Origin of the sequence: Pseudoxanthomonas putridarboris (assembly GCF_038321125.1) — a bacterium.
Taxonomy (GTDB): Bacteria; Pseudomonadota; Gammaproteobacteria; order Xanthomonadales; family Xanthomonadaceae; genus Pseudoxanthomonas_A; species Pseudoxanthomonas_A putridarboris.
On sequence record NZ_JBBWWT010000001.1, the window covers coordinates 581763 to 600163 of the forward strand.

20 protein-coding genes are annotated in these 18401 nt (G+C 68.7%); 8 read left to right on the forward strand and 12 right to left on the reverse strand.

The window, feature by feature from the left end; all coding sequences use genetic code 11:
* Nucleotides 1-180: 180 nt before the first annotated feature.
* Nucleotides 181-594, reverse strand: coding sequence for a VanZ family protein (locus AAD027_RS02555; protein WP_341724437.1), 414 nt, complete (start codon nt 592-594; stop codon nt 181-183).
* Nucleotides 591-1775 carry a class I SAM-dependent methyltransferase gene (locus AAD027_RS02560; protein ID WP_341724438.1) on the reverse strand — a complete coding sequence of 395 codons (1185 nt, stop codon included), beginning with the start codon at nt 1773-1775 and terminating at the stop codon, nt 591-593. Before AAD027_RS02560 ends, AAD027_RS02555 begins: the two co-directional genes overlap by 4 nt.
* Nucleotides 1776-1884: 109 nt before the next feature.
* On the opposite strand from AAD027_RS02560, the gene AAD027_RS02565 reads away from it, so the two are divergent.
* Nucleotides 1885-2715, forward strand: coding sequence for a proteasome-type protease (locus AAD027_RS02565; protein WP_341724734.1), 831 nt, complete (start codon nt 1885-1887; stop codon nt 2713-2715).
* Nucleotides 2716-2891: 176 nt separating this feature from the next.
* On the opposite strand, the gene AAD027_RS02570 is transcribed toward AAD027_RS02565, so the two are convergent.
* Nucleotides 2892-3833 (reverse strand): alpha-E domain-containing protein, encoded by a 942-nt coding sequence (locus AAD027_RS02570; protein WP_341724439.1) that lies wholly within the window; start codon nt 3831-3833, stop codon nt 2892-2894.
* Nucleotides 3833-5278, reverse strand: coding sequence for a circularly permuted type 2 ATP-grasp protein (locus tag AAD027_RS02575; protein WP_341724440.1), 1446 nt, complete (start codon nt 5276-5278; stop codon nt 3833-3835). The genes AAD027_RS02570 and AAD027_RS02575 overlap by 1 nt, the downstream gene beginning before the upstream one ends.
* 168 nt (nt 5279-5446) lie before the next feature.
* Here AAD027_RS02575 and AAD027_RS02580 point away from each other — a divergent pair, with 168 nt between their 5' ends.
* Nucleotides 5447-6187, forward strand: a complete 741-nt coding sequence (locus tag AAD027_RS02580) for a pteridine reductase (protein WP_341724441.1) — start codon at nt 5447-5449, stop codon at nt 6185-6187.
* Between the two features lie 68 nt (nt 6188-6255).
* Here the strand turns inward: AAD027_RS02580 and AAD027_RS02585 are convergent, their stop codons facing one another.
* Genes AAD027_RS02585 through tsaD form a run of 3 tightly spaced genes read right to left on the reverse strand, consistent with a single transcriptional unit; the run spans nt 6256 to nt 8172 of the window.
* Complete coding sequence (locus AAD027_RS02585; protein ID WP_341724442.1) at nt 6256-6642, reverse strand: 2-amino-4-hydroxy-6-hydroxymethyldihydropteridine diphosphokinase; 387 nt, start codon at nt 6640-6642, stop codon at nt 6256-6258.
* 55 nt (nt 6643-6697) lie between these two features.
* The gene (gene folB, locus AAD027_RS02590) at nt 6698-7054 is read right to left on the reverse strand and encodes a dihydroneopterin aldolase (protein WP_341724443.1); all 357 of its coding nucleotides are present in this window, start codon (nt 7052-7054) and stop codon (nt 6698-6700) included.
* 53 nt (nt 7055-7107) lie between these two features.
* Entirely contained in the window at nt 7108-8172 is a 1065-nt protein-coding gene (gene tsaD, locus AAD027_RS02595) for a tRNA (adenosine(37)-N6)-threonylcarbamoyltransferase complex transferase subunit TsaD (protein ID WP_341724444.1), read from the reverse strand.
* A gap of 133 nt (nt 8173-8305) precedes the next feature.
* On the opposite strand from tsaD, the gene rpsU reads away from it, so the two are divergent.
* The 4 genes from rpsU to AAD027_RS02615 all read left to right on the forward strand — a co-directional run bounded on the left by rpsU (nt 8306) and on the right by AAD027_RS02615 (nt 10777).
* Complete coding sequence (rpsU, locus tag AAD027_RS02600) at nt 8306-8521, forward strand: 30S ribosomal protein S21 (RefSeq protein ID WP_002808376.1); 216 nt, start codon at nt 8306-8308, stop codon at nt 8519-8521.
* A gap of 145 nt (nt 8522-8666) precedes the next feature.
* Entirely contained in the window at nt 8667-9113 is a 447-nt protein-coding gene (locus AAD027_RS02605; protein ID WP_341724445.1) for a GatB/YqeY domain-containing protein, read from the forward strand.
* Nucleotides 9114-9276: 163 nt separating this feature from the next.
* A complete protein-coding gene (locus tag AAD027_RS02610; protein WP_341724735.1) occupies nt 9277-9771 on the forward strand; it encodes a GNAT family N-acetyltransferase in 495 nt (164 codons plus the stop codon).
* Between the two features lie 121 nt (nt 9772-9892).
* A complete protein-coding gene (locus AAD027_RS02615; protein ID WP_341724736.1) occupies nt 9893-10777 on the forward strand; it encodes a YihY/virulence factor BrkB family protein in 885 nt (294 codons plus the stop codon).
* Here AAD027_RS02615 and dld read toward each other — a convergent pair.
* Nucleotides 10725-12449, reverse strand: a complete 1725-nt coding sequence (dld, locus tag AAD027_RS02620) for a D-lactate dehydrogenase (RefSeq protein WP_341724446.1) — start codon at nt 12447-12449, stop codon at nt 10725-10727. The genes AAD027_RS02615 and dld overlap by 53 nt on opposite strands.
* Nucleotides 12450-12528: 79 nt before the next feature.
* On the opposite strand from dld, the gene dnaG reads away from it, so the two are divergent.
* Nucleotides 12529-14265 (forward strand): DNA primase, encoded by a 1737-nt coding sequence (gene dnaG, locus AAD027_RS02625; RefSeq protein ID WP_341724447.1) that lies wholly within the window; start codon nt 12529-12531, stop codon nt 14263-14265.
* Between the two features lie 232 nt (nt 14266-14497).
* Here the strand turns inward: dnaG and cyoE are convergent, their stop codons facing one another.
* The 4 genes from cyoE to AAD027_RS02645 are packed head-to-tail and all read right to left on the reverse strand — an operon-like array spanning nt 14498 to nt 17974.
* Nucleotides 14498-15433, reverse strand: a complete 936-nt coding sequence (gene cyoE, locus AAD027_RS02630; protein ID WP_341724448.1) for a heme o synthase — start codon at nt 15431-15433, stop codon at nt 14498-14500.
* A gap of 3 nt (nt 15434-15436) precedes the next feature.
* Nucleotides 15437-16627 carry a COX15/CtaA family protein gene (locus tag AAD027_RS02635; RefSeq protein ID WP_341724449.1) on the reverse strand — a complete coding sequence of 397 codons (1191 nt, stop codon included), beginning with the start codon at nt 16625-16627 and terminating at the stop codon, nt 15437-15439.
* Between the two features lie 25 nt (nt 16628-16652).
* On the reverse strand, nt 16653-17225 hold the full coding sequence (locus tag AAD027_RS02640) for a hypothetical protein (RefSeq protein ID WP_341724450.1): 573 nt from the start codon (nt 17223-17225) through the stop codon (nt 16653-16655).
* Nucleotides 17226-17251: 26 nt separating this feature from the next.
* Nucleotides 17252-17974 (reverse strand): SURF1 family protein, encoded by a 723-nt coding sequence (locus AAD027_RS02645; RefSeq protein WP_341724737.1) that lies wholly within the window; start codon nt 17972-17974, stop codon nt 17252-17254.
* Nucleotides 17975-18079: 105 nt separating this feature from the next.
* Between AAD027_RS02645 and AAD027_RS02650 the strand changes: the two genes are divergently transcribed.
* Complete coding sequence (locus AAD027_RS02650; RefSeq protein WP_341724451.1) at nt 18080-18301, forward strand: twin transmembrane helix small protein; 222 nt, start codon at nt 18080-18082, stop codon at nt 18299-18301.
* Nucleotides 18302-18401: the final 100 nt, after the last annotated feature.

The window sequence follows — 18401 nt, forward strand, 5'->3', positions numbered from 1 at the left end:
CGAGGCCGCTCCTACGAGGGCCGGAGGTTTGTAGGAGCGCCCTTGGGCGCGATGCTTCGCGTCTTCCTGGCAGGTTTGGAGGGAAATCATCGCGCCCAAGGGCGCTCCTACAAAGGAATCGTAGCGTGCGCCGTGCGCACGATCGCGACCGGCAACGAACGACCAACCTCCTGCGCACCCTCAAGAACGCACAGGCATGAAACGCGCCTCCAGCGTCTGCAACAGATGGCGCAGCGGCGTGAATACCGTCGACAGACCCGCGATGACGCCCAGCGTGTTGGCCAGCGCGTCGCGCGGATCGGCCATGCGGGTCGTGGTCAGCGCGCCCTGGGCGAATTCCAGAGCGACGCCCAGTACGACCAGCAGCAGCGCCATGACGATGCAGGCCCTGCGCGCGACGAAGAGCTGCATCGCCGACGCCGAAAGCAGTGCGTAGGCCAGGAAATGCTCGACCTTGTCGCCGCCCTCCGGCACCGGCGGCAACCCGCTCAGGTTGACCAGCGACAACACGGCCACCGAGACGACGGCCACCAGCCACAGGCCCAGCCACAGGCGCGGATGGCGGAACGGCTTCAAGCGGAACAGGCCGTTCACAGCCGCCAGCTCAGGTCGTTGATCAGGAACGCCGCGCCGAACTCCGCGTCGCGCGAGAATCCCATCAGCTGGAAGCGCTCGCCCATCTCGCTGGGCAGCGTCAGTCGCTTGGCCTCATTGCGGAGCCGCAGCAACGTAGCCTCGTCGGCGCGGGCCTCGGCTTCGTCCAGCCGTTCCTGCAGGCCGTTGCCCAGCAGGAAATTGGCCTGCGTGGTGTAGCCGGCCAGGTCGAATCCCGCATTCGTGCCGGCCTCGGCCAAGGCGGTGAAATCGACCGACGCGGTCAGGTCCTGCAGGCCCGGCCACAGGTAGACGTCGGAATGCGTGCGGTGGCGATAGAACGCACGCAGCGTGCCACTGTCGCGATCCGCCAGGTAGTACTCGCGGCGCGGATAGCCGTAGTCGGCGAACAGCATCGCCCCGGCGTCCAGGCCGCCCATCACCGCCTGCAGCCAGTAGGGTAGCTGCGGCAGCAGTTCGGAGCGGTAGCCGTCGGGGAAAGGTCGCTCCAGATAACGTTCCACATGCCGCACGGCGGCGGCGAGCAGCGCATCGGCCGGACGATCGGTGCGGATGAAGCGGCCTTCGCCATCCACCGCCACGGCCTCCTCGAACACCTCGCCATCGCGCAGCGTGAAGCGCGGCGTCGGCAATGCGTCGATCACTTCGTTGGCGAACAGCACGCCGTTCCATTTCTCCGTCGGCGGGGCGTCCAGCCATTCCACCAGGTCGAACACCGGCGGGATCAGCCGCCGCGCCAGCCGCTCGCGCTGGCGCTCGCGCAGGTCGGCGCTGGGTTCCAGGATCGCGTAGCGCGCGGGCAGCGCGTCCAGTTCCAGCAGGCGCTTGAGCATGACCTCGGCGAACGCGCCGCTGCCGCCGCCGATCTCCACGAACTCCGCCTGCGGCCCCAGTTGCTGCAGCACCGGCGCCAGCGCCTGCGCCACGCAGCTGGCGAACAACGGCCCCAGCTCGGGCGCGGTGGTGAAATCGCCCGCCTCGCCGAACTTGGTGCTGCCCGCGCTGTAATAGCCCAATCCCGGCGCATACAGGCAGCGTTCCATGAAGCGCGAGAACGGGATGCTGTCGCCGCTGGCGGCGATCTCGCCGCGGATCAGCGCGGCCAGCCCGTCGCTGTGGCGCCGCGCATCGTCATCGGGAAGTGGCAGATCGGCCTGCATGGGGCACCGGAACGTGACATCGGCGGCCATTGTACGTGCCGCCGGCAAGCCCTAGCCAAGCCGCGGGGGGGCGCATAGAATCGTGATGCACAGCAGCAACGGACACGTCATGACCTATTGTGTCGGCATCGAAGTCAACGAAGGCCTGGTCTTCGCCGCGGATACCCGCACCAGCGCTTCGTTCGACGATGTGCGCGTGTACCGCAAGATGCATGTCTTCGAATGGCCCGGCGAGCGCGTGTTCGTCCTCATGTCGGCGGGCAACCTGGCCACCACGCAGCTCACCCTGTCGCGCCTGCAACGCGACGTGGACGATCCGCACGCCCCGCGCAGCCTGCGCACGCTGTCGCACCTGTACGAAGTGGCCGAGTATGTCGGCGACACCCTGGTCGCCAGCCAGGTCAAGATGTACGACGACGCGCAGCAGAGCGGGGTGAACGTGCAGTCCACGCTGATCCTGGGCGGGCAGATCGCCGGCGAGCGGCCCGGCCTGTACATGGTCTACCCGCTGGGCAACTGCATCGCCACCTCGCCGGAGACGCCCTACCTGCAGATCGGCGAGTCCAAGTACGGCAAGCCCATCCTGGACCGGATCATCCGCCCGGAAACCTCGCTGGAGGACGCCGCCCGCTGCGCGCTGGTGTCGCTGGATTCCACCATCCGCTCCAACCTGTCGGTCGGCATGCCGGTGGACATGGCCCTGCTGCGCGCGGGCGACCTGAAGGTCACCCAGAAGATGCGCCTGGAAGCGGACACGCCGCTGTACGCCGAGATCCACGACACCTGGTCGCGCAAGCTGGAATCGGCCGTGCACAGCCTGCCGCGGTTCCCGTGGGAACCGCAGGGCGAACGCGAAGCGCCCGCCGGTCCGCTGCCGCCGATGCCGCCGCGTCGCCTGCCCTCGCGGCAGGACCCCGGCGACGCGCAGGGCCAGCAGTAGGGTGCGCCCCGTGGGAGCGACGTGAGTCGCGACCGGAATCCCTGAAAAGCAGGTGAAGCCACGGATCGGCGCCTATCGGCGCGGATAAGACTTTTCATCCGTGGTATCCGCGTCAATCCGTGGCTGAATCTTCATTTTCGCGGTCGCGACTCACGTCGCTCCCACAAGGGAGCGTATCAGCCGTGGAAATAGCCGTCGGCGATGGCGTCGTGCAGCGCGCTCAGGTGCACCTGGACTTCGTCCATGAAGGCCGCCGGATTGCGCGCCGCCAGGTAGGCCGGATCGGCATTGCGGGTCAGGCCGATCACGCGGTTGAGATGGCGGTCCACGCCGGGGCGGAACGGCATGGTCGGCAGCACGCTCTGCGCGCGCGCCAGGCAGAACTGCACGCTGCGCGGGAATTCGTTGTTCTGCAGCAGGAAGCGCAGGGCCAGTTCCGCCGTGACGCGCTGGCGCACGTGCCGACGGAACATCTGGTACGCCGCCAGCGAACGCAGCACGCTCATCCACTGCATGTTCTGGAACGCCTCGCGGTCTTCCTCGTTGCGCGGCGTGACCAGGCCGGACGCGCCCGCGTCCATGATGCGCGTGGTCATGTCGGCCTGCTCCAGCGCGGTGCCCAGGCGCAGGAACTGGTAGCCGATGTCGCGGCTGACGTTGGCGCTCAGCAGCCCCGAGACCTTCAGGCAGCCGTCGATGATGCGGTTGAGGAATTCCACCCGGTAGCGCCGGCTGAGGCTGCGCTCGCCCTGTACGCCGATGTAGAGGTGCAGGTCGTTGACCGCCTCCCACACATCCTGCGGCAGGCTGTCGCGGATGCTGCGCAGGATCTCGCGCGCCGAATCCACCGAGGTGCGCAGGGAGGACGGATTGCGCTCGTCCAGCAGCAGGAAGCGCACCACCTCGGAGTCGACGACATCGTCGCCGGCTTCGGGAAAATGTTCGGCGAAGACCTCGCCCGCGCCGGCGGTGTCGATCATCGGCCGCCAGGTGAAGCGCACCGAACGCGGCAGGTCCAGCTGCAGCTGGCTGCCCACGCCGACCAGCCGCGCGGTGTTCTCGGCGCGGCGCACGTAGCGGCTGAACCAGTACAGGTTGTCGGCGACCCGCGACAGCATCAGTCGCCCTCCTCCAGGTCCACCACCCAGGTGTCCTTGGCGCCGCCGCCCTGCGAGGAATTGACCACCAGCGAACCCTTTTCCATCGCCACCCGGGTCAGCCCGCCGGTGGTCACGTAGATGTCCTGGCGCGACAGCACGAACGGACGCAGGTCCAGGTGGCGCGGCGACGGCCCTTCGTCGGTGACGATGGGCGCGGTGGACAGCGACAGCGTGGGCTGGGCCATGTAGTTGCGCGGGTTGGCCTGGATCAGCTTCTTGAACTTCTCGCGCTGGCGCTTGGTGGAACGCGGCCCGATCAGCATGCCGTAGCCGCCGGATTCGTTGGCCGGCTTGACCACCAGCTTCTCGATGTTGTCCAGCACGTACTTGCGCTCCCTGGCGTTGTGGCACAGGTAGCTGGGCACGTTGGGCAGGATCGGATCCTCGTCCAGGTAGTACTTGATCATCTTGGGCACGTAGGCGAACACGACCTTGTCGTCGGCCACGCCCGCGCCCGGCGCGTTGGCCAGCGCCACCTTGCCGGCGCGCCAGCTGCGGATCAGGCCCGGGGCGCCGAGTATGGAATCGGGATGGAACACTTCCGGATCGATGAAAAGATCGTCCACGCGCCGGTAGATCACGTCCACGCGCTGCGGGCCGTACACGGTGCGCATGTAGGTGCAATCGTCGTCGGCCACGAACAGGTCGTTGCCCTCCACCAGCTCGATGCCCATCGCCTGCGCCAGGTAGGCATGTTCGAAATAGGCGCTGTTGAACACGCCCGGCGTCAGCAGCGCGATCACCGGCGTGTCGCCGGGACGCGGCGACAAGGCGGCCAGCGTGTCGTAGAGCTGGCTGGGATATTCGTCCACCGGCAGGATCGAGCTGGTCTCGAACAGTTCGGGGAATACCCGCTTGGCCACCATGCGGTTTTCCAGCATGTAGGACACGCCGCTGGGAATGCGCAGGTTGTCCTCCAGCGCGTACAGCGTGCCGTCGGCGTCGCGCACCAGGTCCGAGCCGCACACGTGCGCCCACACGCCCAGCGGCGGCGTCACGCCCACGCACTGCGGGCGGAAGTTCACCGAGTCCTTCAGCAGGATCGCCGGGAACACCTTGTCCTTGACAATCTGCTGCTTGCCGTAGATGTCGCCGATGAACAGGTTCAGCGCGCGCATGCGCTGCTTCAGCCCGGCCTCTGTGCGCTGCCACTCCTTCAGCGGGATGATGCGCGGGATCAGGTCGAACGGCAGCGTGCGGTCGACGTTGCGGCCGTCGGAGTACACGGTGAAGGTGATGCCCATGACCCGCGCGGCGACGTCGGCGGCGACCTGGCGTTCGGCGATTTCGCGGCTGGACAACCCGGCCAGGTACTCGACCACCCGGCGCGCGGCGGGGCGCGGCCGGCCATCGGCCTGGATCAGCTCGTCGAAGCTGGTGGTGCGGTACTTCGCCCAGTCCATTCGTCCTTTCCGCTGCCTCGCGCCGGAAAACCCCGGCGAAGGGTGATGCGTCGCAACATGCACGGAACTGCGATGGGCGTCAAGCATCCCGCCGCAGGCAGGGGAACGGACAGCGGCCGCCAATGCGGCGACAATCCCCGCACGATCCACAGCAACCCGGAACCCGCCATGGCCGATCAACGCCCTGTCGCCCTGATCACCGGCAGCGCCAAGCGCATCGGCGCCGGCATCGCCCGCCAGCTGTACGCCAACGGCTACGACCTGGCCCTGCACTACCGCAACTCCGCAACGGAAATGCAGGCGCTGGCCGCGGAACTGGAGGCGACGCGGCCCGGCGGCGTACTGACGCTGCGGGCCGACCTGTCCGAATTCGACCGCCTGCCGGAAATCGTGGCGAACACGGTGGGCCGTTTCGGCCGGCTGGATGCGCTGGTCAACAACGCCTCGGCCTACTACGCCACGCCCATCGGCCAGACCACCCCGCAGCAGTGGGACGAGTTGTTCGCCTCCAACGCGCGCGCGCCGTTCTTCCTGTCGCAAGCCGCGGCTCCCCACCTGAAGACCGCGCGCGGCGCCATCGTCAGCATCGCCGACATCTACGCCGAGCGCCCGTTGCCGCAGCACACGGTCTACTGCATGGCCAAGGCCGCGCTGGTGATGATGACCAAGTCGCTGGCGCGCGAACTGGGACCGGAGGTGCGCGTCAACGCCATCGCGCCCGGCAACATCCTGTGGTCGGACAATCCGGTGAAGGCGGAAACGCCGGAGCTGGTGCGCGAACGCACCGCGCTGCAACGGCAAGGTTCGCCGGACGACATCGCCGGCACCGTGCGCTGGCTGCTGACCGGCAATACCTACGTCACCGGGCAGGTGCTCGCGATCGATGGCGGACGGTCGGTCTTCATCTGAGCCGATACCGTGGGAGCGACGCAAGTCGCGACGTTTCAGACATGCGCGGCATGCGAGCGGCGTTCAACTCAGTGCCGCAGCACCTTCGCCACCAGGTCGCGGAACAACGGCGCGTCCAGCTTGGCGTCGTTCTGCCACGCCATCGCGCCGCCGGCATCGCACTCGCCGACAAGATCGATGTCGATGACGCAGGTGGCCTGTCCGGGCCGGCGCCCGAGATGGCGCTCCAGCGACTTCAGCCAGTCGGCGAACGCTTCGCGCGGCAGCTCGCTGGAAAGGAGCAGCGCCTGGTTCGCGTAACGGGTCGCATCGCCTTCCACCACGCTGGGCCCGTGCACCACGCCGCTGCGCGCCAGGATGCGGCCGTGCCGTTTCAGGCCATCACGGGCCTGGCGCAGACGGCCTTCCTCGTCGGTGGCGGTGCCCAGCAGCAGCAGGTAGCGGTGTGAATTCAAGAGGAAATCGACAGCAGGCAGGGACCACCATCATGGCAGAAGCGCGCGCGAGGCGTCATTCGGCGCGGCCACGCTCGATGATCACGCCCACCGCGATGGCGTTGCGGACCGCGCCCGGCTTGCTCAGCTTCAAGCGCATCCAGGCCACGCCGAATTCCTCCATCACCAGCGCCACGCAGCGCTCGGCCAATGTTTCCACCAGCCCGAACTCCGAGGCCCGCACGTAGGCGGTGACGCGCTGGCTGATGGCGTCGTAGTCCAGCGTGTCGGCCACGTCGTCGCTCGCGGCCGGCTTGCGGTTGTCGAAGCCGAGCTCGATGTCGAAGCGCAGCGTCTGCCGGATGCGCCGCTCCCAGTCGTGGATGCCGATCACCGCATCCGCTTCGAGACCTTCGATGAAAACCTTGTCCATGGGGATTTGTGATTAGGGATTGGGGATCAGCAAAAACAACGGCGCCACCGTTTTCACGAATCCCGAATCTCCAATCCCGAATCCCGGCCTGCCGCCAACGGCGGCAACGTCGCCATGTCCCAGCGCGGGGTGACCTTCACTTCGGCGGTCTCGTGCTGGCCGGCCTGCAGGCGCAGGGCGCCGGCGAAGGCGATCATCGCGCCGTTGTCGGTGCACAGCGCCGGGCGCGGGAAGCAGGCACGGCCGCCGCGCTTGCGGGCGATTTCCTGCAGGCGGGCACGCAGGCGCTTGTTCGCGCCCACGCCGCCGGCGACGACGATGACGTCGCTGCCGGCCGCATCCAGCGCGCGTTCGCACTTGATCGCCAGCGTCTCCACCACCGCATCCTCGAACCCGCGGGCGATGTCGGCGCGGGTCCGGTCGCTCTGGTCGCTGTCGCGCCAGGCCAGCAGCACCTGGGTCTTCAGGCCGGAGAAGCTGAAATCCAGGCCGGGGCGGTCGGTCATGGGGCGCGAGAATTTGAAGGCGCCCGGCCGGCCCTGCTCCGCCAGCGCGGCCAGCTGTGGGCCACCCGGATAGGGCAGGCCCATCAGCTTGGCGGTCTTGTCGAAGGCCTCGCCGGCCGCGTCGTCCAGCGTCTCGCCCAGCAGCCGGTAACGGCCGATGGCGTCCACCGCCACCAGTTGGGTATGGCCGCCGGAGACCAGCAGCGCCACGAACGGCGGCTCCGGCGGGTCGTCCTCCATCAGCGGGGCCAGCAGGTGGCCTTCCATGTGGTGGACGCCCACCGCCGGCACGTCCAGCGCCCAGGCCAGCGAGCGGGCCACGCCGGCGCCCACCAGCAGGGCGCCGACCAGGCCGGGGCCGGCGGTATAGGCCACGCCGTCCAGGTCCCGCATGCCCAGGCCGGCTTCGGCCAGGGTCTGGCGGACCAGCGGCAGCAGCTTGCGCACGTGGTCGCGGCTGGCCAGTTCGGGCACCACGCCGCCGTATTCGGCGTGCAGGGCGATCTGGCTGTAGACCGCGTGGGCGCGCAGGCCGGCGGCGCCGGGCAGGCCGGTGTCGTAGACGGCCACGCCGGTCTCGTCGCAGCTGGTTTCGATGCCGAGGACTCGCATGGGGGAAATCTGGGGCTCCGGGGGCGGGGGCGCAAGGCGGGGCGGGCAGGGGGTGGGTTGCAGCGCCCCGATCAGCCGCTATAATACGCGGCTCGCCGGGCCGATCCCGGTCATCATGTGTACCGGAGATTCCATGCCCAGCGTCAAAGTCCGCGAAAACGAGCCGTTTGAGTTTGCTCTGCGTCGCTTCAAGCGTACCTGCGAAAAGGCCGGCGTTCTGGCCGAAACCCGCAAGCGCGAGTTCTACGAGAAGCCGACCCAGGAACGCAAGCGCAAGGCCGCCGCCGCGGTGAAGCGCCAGCTGCGCCGCAGCTCGCGCGACGTCACCAAGCGCCAGCGCCTGTACTGATCGTTACGCGGGTCCTTCCGCAAAAGCCGCGCGCCCGCGCGGACTTTCAAGGAAGCTCCGCAGAAGCCGGCACGCGCAAGCGTAGCCGGCTTTTTGCGTTTCTCCCCTGTCCGCCCTGGTCCCGCCATCACCTGGAGATAAGCCCATGTCCCTGAAACAGCAGCTCACCGACGACATGAAGGCCGCCATGAAGGCCGGCGAGAAGGATCGCCTGGCCGTCATCCGCCTGATCAACGCCGCCATCAAGCAGCGCGAGGTCGACGAGCGCATCGAACTGGACGATGCCGCCGTGCTGGCCGTGCTGGAGAAGATGGTCAAGCAGCGCAAGGATTCGGTGAACCAGTACGAGGCCGCCAAGCGCGAGGACCTGGCCGCCATCGAGCGCGCCGAGATCGTGGTGATCGGGCAATACCTGCCGGCAAGACTGGGCGAGGCCGAGATCCTGGCCGCCATCGAGGCCGCCATCGCCGAGACCGGCGCGACCGGCCCGTCCGACATGGGCAAGCTGATGGGCGTGCTGAAGCCGCGCCTGGCCGGCCAGGCCGACATGGGCCAGGTATCGGCGCTGGTGAAGAAGAAGTTCGCCGGCTGAGCCAAGGTGGGCATGGTCCACCTCGCCACGAATTCGCCCGTCCCCTGCCCATTTCCCCGTAGGAGCGCCCCATGGGCGCGATGCCTTTGCTTTTCCGCCTCTTCCACGAAAGAGCAAAAGCATCGCGCCCATGGGGTGCTCCTACGTGGGTTACGCTGAAGCGATGAACGAACCCGCCATCACCCTTCGCCCCGCCACCCGCGCGGACGTGCCGCTGATCCTGGATCTGATCCGCGGCCTGGCCGAATACGAGAAGCTGGCGCACGAGGCCGTCGCAACGGCGGCACAGCTCGAGCAGCACCTGTTCGGCCCGCGCCCCGCAGCCGAGGTGGTCATCGCCGAAGTCGATGGCCAGCCGGCCGGCTTCGCACTGTTCTTCGTCAACTTCTCCACGTTCATGGGCTTGCCGGGCCTGTATCTGGAAGACCTGTTCGTCCGCCCGGAATTCCGTGGCGCGAGCGTCGGCAAGCGCTTGATGGTCCACCTGGCTCAGCTCACCGTGGAACGCGGCTACGGGCGCTTCGAGTGGTCGGTGCTGGACTGGAACGAGCCGGCGATCCGCTTCTATCGCAGCCTGGGCGCGGTGGGCATGGACGAGTGGACCGTGCAGCGCGTCAGCGGCGAGGCATTGCGCGCCTTGGCGGCGTCGGCGCCGTGAACGGGTCCGCGACGCCGCCGTAACGAAGCGCTGACATGCCACGGGCGATGCTTCGGCCGTGAACCCATCCGCACGCTTCCAGACTCTCCGCTCGCGCGCACGCCACGTCGGCGACCGCGCGATGCGCAGCCTGCCCGCCGCGCTGGTGCGGCGCTTCGTCGAGAGCGACCTGATGACGCAGGCGGCCTCGCTCTCGTTCTACGCGCTGCTGTCCATGGCGCCGCTGCTGGTGCTGCTGCTGTGGCTGACCGCCTCGCTGTATCCGCCCGCGCAACAGTCGCTGGTGGAGCAGATCGACCTGCTGGCGGGTCCCGGCGCGGCCACCGTCGCCGAGACGGTGATCCGCAACGCCAGCGACCAGCCCGACGTGGGCTCGCTGGCGGGGCTGTGGAGCACCGCCCTGCTTTTCGTCGGCGCCACGATCGTGTTCGCCCAGTTGCAGGGCGCGCTGAACCTGATCTTCCGCACCGACGCGCAGCGCCTGAGCGGCATGCGGGCCTGGTTGCGCAAGCGCGTCTTCTCGCTGGGCGTGGTGCTGGCCATCGGCTTCCTGCTGGTGGTGTCGATGATCGCCACCACCGCCCTGCAGGTGGCCTTCGCCCGCCTGCCCTCGGTACTGCCCGCGATCGGCTACCTCATCACGCTGCTGCTGTACGCGCTGGCGTTCGCGTTCTTCTACCACTACCTGCCGGACCGCCGCGTCGCCTGGCGGCAAGCCTTCCTGGGTGGCGTCATCACCGCGCTGCTGTTCTCGCTGGGCCGCTACCTCATCGGCCTCTACCTGGCGCAGGCCGCGCCCGGCAGCGCCTACGGCTCGATGGGCGCGCTGGTGCTGCTGCTGGTGTGGATCTACTACGCCAGCGTGGTGTTCTTCGTCGGCGCGTTGCTGACGGCGGTGATCGACGAACGCCAGCACGCGCATCCGCTGGCGGCCCCCCAGGCGACAGGGACGCTCAGTCAGTCGCCCAGTCCCGATGTTTCGACGTCTGGCCGATTCCCGGATTGAGGCTGTTGGTCGGGTCCAGGCGGCGGTAGAACGCCGCCAGTCCGGGCTTGGCCCGATAGAGGTGGCCGACGTTGTGCTCGGCCGGATACTCGGCGCCGCGCGCGTCCAGCAGCGACCACAGGCGGTGCTCGACGGCCAGCGGGTCCATCCCCTTCTTCACGATGTAGTCCTGGTGGAACACGTGGCAGAAGAAGTGGCCATAGTAGAGCTTGGCCACCATCGCGCCTTCGATGTCCTCCGGCAAGGTTTCCACCCAGTCGCGGTCGTCGCGGCGCAACGCCACGTCCAGCGCGACGATGTCCTCGACCTCCGCACGATGCGCTTCGCGGTACCGCACCGCAGCACCGGCGACGGCGAACCGGTGCAGGAAGGCCTTGCGGCCCTCGTCCGCATCGCAGGCGAAGAAGCCGCCTTCGCGGCCGGCGAAGAACGTCTCCAGGAACGCCTGCGTCGTCGCCGCGTCCTGCGCGGACACTTTCAGCAGGAGATGGTGTTGGTAGCGGTCGCGGTAGTCGCGCAGGCGGCGCGGCAGATGGTCCGGCAGCAGCGCCACCAGCGCCTGCAGCGCGCGATCGGTGACGCCGCGCAACCCGATGCGCTCGCACCAGCCGTCGATCCGGCTCTTGAGCGCGAAGGCCGCCGGCACCTTGTCGGTGCCGAAGCGGTCGATCAGCAGGAAGGTGTCCTTGCCGTACGTCGCGCCGATGTCGAAAGCGTCGCGGTGGAGGTATTCGCCCGAGATCGGCAGGCGCTCGAACGCGGTCAGCAGGTGGCGGCGCACGCCGGTCAGGTCGTGCGGATCGTTGCTGCCGATGTAGAAGACCGACGCCGGTTCCTGCGGGAACGTGTCCAGCCGCACCGCGAACACCGCCAGCCGCCCGGCGCAGCCGGAAGCTTCGTGCAGCCGGGCCGGATCGGCGTTGTAGCGCGCCGGGGTGGGCGCATCGACCTGGCGCACGTGCGCGGCGTAGCGATGGTCCGATGCGCTCAGCGCGGGATCGTGGCCGATGTCCTCGGCCCGGTAGTCGCCGGCCTGCAGGCGCTGCAGGATCTCTTCGGGCGTATCGCCCAACTCGATGCCCAGGTGGTTCACCAGCCGCAACCGGCCGTCGGCATCGAGCCGGGCGAACAGCGCCAATTGGGTATAGGCCGGCCCGCGCCGCACCAGCGCGCCGCCGGAGTTGTTGCAGACACCGCCCAGCACCGAGGCGCCGATGCAGGAAGAGCCGATCACCGAGTGCGGCTCGCGGCCCAGCGGGACCAGGGTCTTTTCCAGTACATCCAATGTCGCCCCGGGCAGGCAGACGACCTGGCGGCCATCGTCGATCACCTGCACGCCGGTCAGTCGCAGCGTGCTGACCAGGACGATGCCGCGGTCGTAGCCGTCGCCATCCGGCGTGGAGCCGCCGGTCAGGCCGGTATTGGCCGCCTGCAGCAGGACGATGCGCCCGGCATCCACCACCGCCTGCAGTACCCGCCACAGCTCCAGCAGCGTGCCGGGCCGCGTCACCGCGAGCACCGCGCCCTCCCCGAACCGGTAACCCTTGCGGAAGCGGCGCGTGGCCCGCGCGCCGGTCAGTACGTGGGCCGCGCCCACCGCCCGGCGCAGGCGCTCCAGCAGGGCGTCGTCGGAGAGCGTGGCGGGAGGATCGGAGGCGGCCGCGGAAGGCATCGGACCATGGTACTCCGCGGCGCCGGCGGGCCCTCCCGCACCGGTCCGGTCCACGCCGACGTGGCATCCTATGCAGTCCATGGCCCGCATCCCCGACGCCTTCATCGACGAACTGCTCGCCCGGACGGACATCGTCGAGGTGGTCGGCGCGCGCGTGCCGTTGAAGCGGCAGGGCAAGGAGTACTCGGCCTGCTGCCCGTTCCACGACGAGCGCTCGCCGTCGTTCACCGTCTCGCCGACCAAGCAGTTCTACCACTGCTTCGGCTGCGGCGCGCACGGCACCGCGCTGTCGTTCCTGATGAACTACGACCGCCTCGAATTCCTCGATGCGGTCGAAGAACTGGCGCGGCGCAACGGCATGGAAGTGCCGCGCGACACCCAGCAACGCAACGAGAACAACGATACCCGCGACCTGTTCGGCGCGCTGGAAGCGGCGGCGCGCTTCTTCCAGCGCCAGCTGGAGACCAGCGACAAGGCGAAGGCGTACCTCGATGGCCGCGGCGTGGATGCGGGCACGCGCACGCAGTTCATGATCGGCTACGCGCCCGACGGCTTCTCCGCGCTGAAGGACGCGCTTGGCACCGACGAGCGCCGGATGAAGCTGCTGGACCGCGCCGGCCTGTTCTCCAAGAACGACCGCGGCCACGTCTACGACAAGTTCCGCGACCGAGTGATGTTCCCCATCCACGACCGTCGCGGCCGCGTGATCGCCTTCGGCGGACGCGTGCTGCAGAAAGACGACGGCCCCAAGTACCTCAACTCGCCCGAGACCGCGCTGTTCCACAAGGGCCGCGAGTTGTACGGCCTGTGGCAGGTGCGCCAGGCCAACCAGAAGGTCGCGCGGCTGATCGTGGTCGAGGGCTACATGGACGTGGTCTCGCTGTTCCAGTACGGGGTGAAGGAAGCGGTCGCCACGCTGGGCACCGCGACCACGCCGGAGCATGCGGAACTGCTGTTCCGCAACGCGCCGGACGTGTACTTCTGCTTCGACGGCGACGCCGCCGGCCAGCGCGCCGCCTGGCGCGCGCTGGAATCGGTGCTGCCGCGCATGAAGGACGGACGGCAGGCGTTCTTCCTGTTCCTGCCCGATGGCGAGGACCCGGACACCATCGTGCGGCAGGAAGGCGCGGCGGGTTTCGATGCGCGCCTGCAACAGGCCACGCCGCTGTCGCAATTCTTCTTCGACGAACTGTCGAAGGAGATCAACCTGTCCACGCTGGACGGCAAGGCACGGTTGGCCGAGCGCGCACGGCCGCTGCTGGCGCAGATTCCCGACGGCGCCTTCGGCGACCTGATGCGGCAGCGGCTGACCGAGATCACCGGCGTGGGCGCGGCCCGTGCGCCCGCCGGCACCGCTTCGCAGGGCGGCACTACCTCGCGCCGCCCTGCTTCCGGCGGCGCCAACAAGCCCAGCCTGGTGCGCAGCATCATCCTGCGCCTCCTGCACAAACCCTCGCTCGCGCTGGCGATCGAGTCCTCGCACGGCTTCTCCGGCCTGCGCCAGCCCGGCATCGACCTGTTGCTGGAACTGATGGTGATCGTGCAGGCACGGCCGGACATCACCACCGGCGCGCTGCTGGAACACTTCGCCGAGCGCGAGGAACTCAACGCATTGCAGAAACTCGCCATGCAGGACATCCCGGGCGACGAGGACAGCTGGCGCACGGAACTGCTGGACGCCGCCGTGCAGTTGGAGAAACAGACGCTGCAACAGCGGCTGGACGAACTCCAGGCCAAGCAGCGCAGCATGGGCCTGGACGAAGCCGACAAGTACGAACTGCGCGCGCTGCTGCAGGCACGCATCGGCCGCCATTGACGCGCGAGGTCGCCAGGCCGTGCATGCTCCTGCTGCCGTCGCTCATGTCTGTCGTGGGAGCGACGTCAGTCGCGATGAAGCTTTACCGGTAGCCTCGTCGCGACTGACGTCGCTCCCACAAGGAGCCGGCTCGACCCGTAGGGTGCGCCCCGGCGCACCATCGCGCGATCATGCCCGCCTTCCGAAAAGCTCCCTTTTGTACGGAATGTGAAACGGTGCGCCGGGGCGCACCCTACGGGGCCGGGACGAATTCGATGCCGGCCGTGACCGCCGGCTGCAGCAGCGGCATCGTCCAGTGGTCCGCCAGCAGGAAGGCGAACAGCGCCATCAGGTAGACGATGGAATAGTTGAACACGCGCATGGCGAAGAACTCGTCGGGCGGGTCCAACAGGCGCCACGCGTACCACAGGAACACCGCGCCCAGCACCAGCGCGCCGCCCAGGTAGAAGAAGCCGCTCATCCCGAACACCACCGGCAGCACGGTCACCTCGACCAGCAGCACGGTGTAGAACAGGATCTGCCAGCGCGTGTAGGTCACGCCGTGGGTCACCGGCAGCATCGGCACCAGCGCGCGCGCGTAGTCCTCGCGGCGGAAGATCGCCAGCGCCCAGAAATGCGGCGGCGTCCAGACGAAGATGATCAGCACCAGCAACAAGGCGTACGGCCAGTCCCACTCGCCCTGCATGCCGGTCATCGTGGCCCAGCCCAGCAGCGGCGGCGCCGCGCCGGCGATGCCGCCGATGACGATGTTCTGCGGCGTGGCGCGTTTCAGATACACCGTATAGATGACCGCATAGCCGATCAGCGAGGCGAAGGTCAGCAGCGCGGTGATGGTGTTGACCCACACCACCAGCACGGTCATGGACAGCGCCGCCAGCGCCAGCGCGAACACCAGTGCCTGCCACGGCTTCACCTGGCCCTGCACCAGCGGTCGCCATGACGTGCGCGCCATCTTCGCGTCGATGCGCGAATCCAGCAGCTGGTTGATGGCGGCCGCGCTGGATGCGGCCAGCCAGATGCCGAGGAAGCCCAGCGCGCCGCGCAGCGCCTGCGCGGCGTTGGGCAGGCCGTCGATGGCCAGGAACATGCCCACCAGCGCGGTGAACACGATCAGCGCCACCACCCGCGGCTTGGTCAGGTCCCAGTACTGCCGTATCGAGAACGCCATGGCTCAGTCCGGCCTGCGCAGGCGCGCGGTCAGCGAAACCAGCGTGAACAGCAGCAGCACGGCGCCGCCGTTGTGCGCCACCGCGACCGGCAGCGGCAGGTTGAGCTTGACGTTGAGGATGCCCAGCGTGACCTGCGCCGCCACCAGCAGCACCAGCACGGTCGCCCAGCCGCGCATGCCCGGCGTGCGGAACAGGCGCACGGCCAGCGCCAGCAGGTACAGCGCCAGCACCACGGCGACGATGCGGTGGCTCATCTGGATGGCGATGCGCGAAGCGCCGTCCAGCACGCCCCCTTCGTAGTCCACGCCGATGCCGCGCCACAGCACGAAGCCCTGCTGGAAATCCGCCGGCGGCCACCACTGGCCCACGCACTTGGGGAAATCCAGCCCGCAGGCCAGCGCCGCGTAGTTCGCGCTGACCCAGCCGCCCAGCGCGATCTGCACGCCCAGCAGCGCCAGGCCGCCGATCAGCCAGCGGCGCAGCACGGTGGCGTCGACCAGGGTGATCGGCCGGTCGGTCGCGCGCCACGCCATCCACACCAGCAGCGAGAACGTGGTCAGGCCGCCCAGCAGGTGGCCCATCACCACGATGGGCTTCAACAGCCACGTCACCGTCCACATGCCCAGCAGCGCCTGGAAGATGATCACCGCCAGCGTCAGCGCGGCGGCGCGAGAGAGATCGATGTTGGACCAGCGCAGCGCCGCGAACAGCAGGATCGTTTCGCCCAGGATCGCCAGCGCGGACGCCGCGGCGTGCTCGCCATGCATGTACATCGGGATCGCCGCGCCCACCAGCAGCGAAGCGGCCAGGATCTGCGCGATGCCCCAGCGGCGGCGGCGCGCGGCCAGCAACGCCAGCAGCAGCACCAGCACGCCCAGCGAGGCGGCGAGGTGGCGATGCACCTGTTCGCGCCACGCCTTGTGCGTCTCGAACGGGCGGATGTCGCTGGCCACGTGCGCGGCGGCTTCGTCCAGCGCCTTCGGCCACGCGGCGCGACCGTAGCAGGTGGGCCAGTCCGGGCAACTCAGGCCGGCGTCGGACAGGCGCACGAACGCGCCGAACACGACCACGCACAGCGTCAACGCGACCGCCAGCCAGGCGATGCGGTGGAAATGCTTATAGACAGCGGGCCTATAGACAGCCGGCCTGTGGGCAGCGGGACGGTCGATCGCGGGGCGCGGAACGGCATTCATCATCTTGGAAAATTCTGGCTGGCGCTCAGATCAGCTTGAGCAGCTTGGCGACGTCGGTGCGCAGGCCGCCCGGGTCGAAGCCGGGGGCATAGCGCAGGATCACGAAACCATGCGGATCGATCACGTACACCGGCACGCCGGCGGGATCGTCGACCTGCGGCAGCGCCGCGCGCAGCGGCGAATCGGCGCGCACGATCCGCAGCGACGCCGGCTTCGGCGCATCGGCAGGATAGGCGCCGATCCACAGGATCTCGACCTGGTCGGCATTGTGGCCGAACAGCCGCCACACCTTGTCCAGGTCCTGCGCGAGTTTCGCGCAGGGCGCCGCGCAATCGGCGGCCGGCGCCACGACGATGCGCCAGGTGCGCTCGCCGGGATTCCACGGGTAGTCGCCGCCGTCTTCGAGTTCCGGCACGATGGCGCGGGCGTCCGCGGGCGGCTGCAGCATCTGGCCGTGGTTCTTGTGGGCGGCGGGTTGCCAGCCGGAGAAGCGCAGCACGCCGGCACCGAACACCGTGCCGAAGAACAGGGCGAACAGGCCGACCAGCATCCACCGTCCGCGACGCCGCTGCGCGGGATCGAAAGGTCTTGGGTCCATGCCCTCATTTTCTCATGGCTGGGCGTTCAATGCCCCTGCCGCGCCTTGCGCCGCGAATGCCAGGTCAGCACCAGCGCCATCGCCAGCATCGCCGCGGCCAGTCCGAACCACTGCACCGCGTAGCCGATGTGCCGTTCCGGCGGCAGCGTGTTGGGCAGGATGTCCAGGTCGCGCGGATAGCCCAGCGGCAGCGCCGGATCCAGCTTCAGGACACGCGGCGCCAGCGCGGGCAGTCGCAGCGCTTCGGCCAGCGCATCGGCCTGCAGGCCGATCGCCAGCAGATCGCCGGAGGGTTGCGGACTGATGCCGGGACCTGCGATGCCGCCGGACGGCGGCGGCGCCAGCAGGCCGGCGAGGCGCTGCGTACCGGCCGGCAAGGCGATGTCGGGCAGGCGGCGGTCGCCGGGGATCGGCAGCCAGCCCAGTTCCACCAGCAGCGGCATGCCGCCGCCCGCGGGCTGGAACACGCGATACGCCCGCACGCCGGACTGCCGTTCGCGGACCTGGTTGTCCAGCAGTACCGCCGGACCGGGAAGGAATTCCCCCTCGCCCGCGCTCCAGTCGTAGTCGCGCGCGCGCGATGCGTCCGCCGCGACGGACAACGGCTGGGGCCTGCGTTCGGCCATCACCTTGGCGGTGGCGGCCAGCATGGCCTCTTTCTGCTGCGCGCGTCCCCACTGCCACATGCCCAGGCTGCAGAACAGCGCCATGGCCAGCACGGCCAGCGTCCAGCCCAACGCCAGCGGCATGCGCCGACGGTTCACCGACTGCGTCCTTTCGTCGCAGCGCCCGTGCATTCACCCCGGCGCTGCGATAATGCGCCCCTCGCACTTCCCGGTCCCGTCGAGGGCGCCATGAACGATTCGCTGAAAACACTGCTGGTCATCGCCTTCCTCGCATTGATCCTGTGGAACCTGGGCGCAGGCCTGTACTACCTGCTGGTGGACAAGGGCGAAAGCAAGCGCACCGTGAACGCGCTGACGCGCCGCATCGGCCTGTCGGTGGCGCTGATCCTGCTGGTGGTGCTGGCCATCTGGATGGGGTGGATCACGCCGCACGGCGTCAATCCTGGTTGAAGCCGGGATTGGTGATTCGGAATTGGGGATGACCGGCCATTCGGCCGTTGACGGCCGTAAAAGCAAAAAGCGACGGGCTTCCGTCGCTCTCTGCTGAAAC